This window comes from Mesorhizobium dulcispinae (assembly GCF_033977345.1).
In the GTDB taxonomy this organism is placed as follows: domain Bacteria; phylum Pseudomonadota; class Alphaproteobacteria; order Rhizobiales; family Rhizobiaceae; genus Mesorhizobium; species Mesorhizobium dulcispinae.
Map to the genome: position 1 here is coordinate 1 of NZ_JAVIIY010000050.1, position 2,328 is coordinate 2,328.

The 2,328-nt window shown below is 65.4% G+C and carries 2 protein-coding genes; both read right to left on the reverse strand.

Annotated elements, in window-relative coordinates; genetic code table 11:
- Nucleotides 1–127: 127 nt before the first annotated feature.
- Nucleotides 128–1,312 (reverse strand): IS91 family transposase, encoded by a 1,185-nt coding sequence (locus RFN30_RS32130; protein ID WP_320265961.1) that lies wholly within the window; start codon nucleotides 1,310–1,312, stop codon nucleotides 128–130.
- Nucleotides 1,313–1,324: 12 nt separating this feature from the next.
- The gene (locus tag RFN30_RS32135) at nucleotides 1,325–2,185 is read right to left on the reverse strand and encodes a site-specific integrase (protein WP_320265962.1); all 861 of its coding nucleotides are present in this window, start codon (nucleotides 2,183–2,185) and stop codon (nucleotides 1,325–1,327) included.
- Nucleotides 2,186–2,328: the final 143 nt, after the last annotated feature.

Sequence of the window (2,328 nt, forward strand, 5' to 3'; positions counted from 1 at the left end):
GACAGGCTGTGGTGCCTTCTATCGCCGGGCTGGCTGCTTGCGCCCTTGTGCGATGGACCAAGCGTTGGCGTTCCGGCGCCCATCGTGACGGATGCTGAGCATGGCGATGAGGAGGCGCCGGCCGCGATCATGAGGTGTCGCACCAGAACGGGCCGGGCGGTGCCTGTCCGCATCGCCAGACGGCGAGCGTGATCATCCGCCCTCCACAGCATGGGCAGCGGTGCGTTGCCGCAAGAGGAGCGGCAGCGGCGCTTTCGACATCCGGTTCGCGATCATCCAGTTGTGGTTTGGTCAGCAGCCTGCGGCACTGGTCGAGCCTGGCGGCGCGATGGCCGTTGGCGAGGAAGCCGTAGTGGCGGATGCGATGGAAGCCGTCCGGCAGCGTGTGAAGCAGGAAGCGGCGGATGAACTCGTGCGCGTCGAGCGTCATCACCTTTGTCCTTCCGCCATGACGATAATCCTTCCAGCGGAACCCGACACGATCGTTCTCCATGCTGATCAGCCGGGAATTGGCGATGGCGACGCGATGGGTGTAGCGACCGAGGTAGGATAGCACCTGCCCTGGACCGCCGAACGGCGGTTTGGCGTAAACCACCCAGTCGAGGCGGCGCGCCCTCGCCAACAGGCGGGTGAAGGCGGCTGGCTCAGCCAGGCCGGCAATGTCGCCGAAGAACTTGAGGCTGTGCGCGTCGAAGGCGGCTCGTAGGTCCTCCAGGAAGCGGCGGCGAAACAGGCGCGACAGGACGCGCACCGGAAGGAAGAACCCTGGCCGACAGGAGACCCAGCGCGAGCCGTCGGGCGAGACGCCACCGCCCGGCACGATGCAATGCAGGTGGGGATGGTAGGTGAGAGTCTGGCCCCAGCTGTGCAGCACTGCGATGAGGCCGATCTCTGCACCGAGATGCCTGGGATCCGCGGCGATCGTGCGCAGCGTCTCGGCCGCAGTCTTGAACAGGATGGCGTAAACCGCCGCCTTGTTCTGGAAGGCGATCGCGGCGACCTCGGCCGGCAACGTGAACACGACGTGGAAGTAGGGAACCGGCAGGAGTTCGGCCTCGCGTGCGGCGAGCCAGTCGCGGCAGGCCTGTCCCTGGCATTTGGGGCAATGCCGGTTGCGACAGGAATTGTAGGCCACGCGGATCGCCCCGCAGGCTCGGCAGCCCTCGACATGGCCGCCGAGCTCGGCCGTCCGGCAGAGCTCGATCGCGCTCATCACACGCCGCTCGACGCGTCCGAGATGGCCGTCATGAACCTGCCGATACGCCTCGCCGTGGCGGCCGAAGATATCCGCCACCTCCAGTCTCGCCGACATGGGCGGAACCGGTCAGCCCGGCGGCACCACTTCAATGTTCAGCTTGTCGAGCGGGCTCGTCGTGCGCCGGATGAGGCCGTTCGAGACCTTGGTGTAGCGTGCCGTCGAGGAAAGATTGTTGTGGCCAAGCAGCACCTGGATGATGCGGATATCGGTGCCGTTCTCGAGCAGATGCGTGGCGAATGAGTGCCTGAGCGTGTGCACCGTCACCCGCTTGTCGATGCCGGCGGCAGCGCGCGCCGAGCGGCAGGCCGAATACAGCACCTGCACGTCGATGGGGCGATTGGGGTCGCGGCCGGGAAATAGCCAGCCCTGCGGCTTCGCCAGTCGCCAGTAGACCCGCAGGATCCGAAGAAGCTGCGCCGACAGCATCACGGTGCGGTCCTTGCCGCCCTTGCCGTGACGAACGAGTATGACGCCGCGGCTGCTGTCGATATCGCCGACCTTCAGCCCGACGGTCTCCGAGGCGCGAAGACCCGCTGCGTAGGCCGTTGTCAGCGCCGTGCGCGTCTTCAGGCTCGGCACTGCCGCCAGGAAGTGGACGACCTCGTCGGCGCTGAGAACCACCGGCAGCGTGCGTGGCGAGCGGGCATAGACGATCCGTTCCGGAATCTCGGCATGGCCGAGCGTCACGCCGTAGAAGAACCGCAACGCGCACACCGTCTGGTTCAGCGCCGGCCACGAGATCCCGGTCGAGACCAGATGCACCTGAAAGGCGCGGACATCTTCAAGGCCAAGGCGGTCAGGGGATCGGCCGAAATGGCGGGAAAACTTCGCCACCGCGTGCACGTAGGATCGTTGCGTGGCCGGCGATAGATTGCGGATCGTCATGTCTTCGATCATGCGCCGGCGAAGAGGGCTCAACTCGGCCATCTCAGTGCTCCTGTTCCAAGATTGCGCTTCAACAGCCGCAATCCTTCAAAACAGAAGCCTCAACCGCAAACCGACCCGCCAAATGCCGCGTCAGCGGCTTCGTTCAATCCCTTCCGATTCAATCAAGCTGTGAAACGCTCTAG

Bases quoted from the DNA above. Each gene is read 5' to 3' on its own strand.
- RFN30_RS32130 (WP_320265961.1), bottom strand. From the start codon at position 1,312: ATGTCGGCGAGACTGGAGGTGGCGGATATCTTCGGCCGCCACGGCGAG.
- RFN30_RS32135 (WP_320265962.1), bottom strand. From the start codon at position 2,185: ATGGCCGAGTTGAGCCCTCTTCGCCGGCGCATGATCGAAGACATGACG.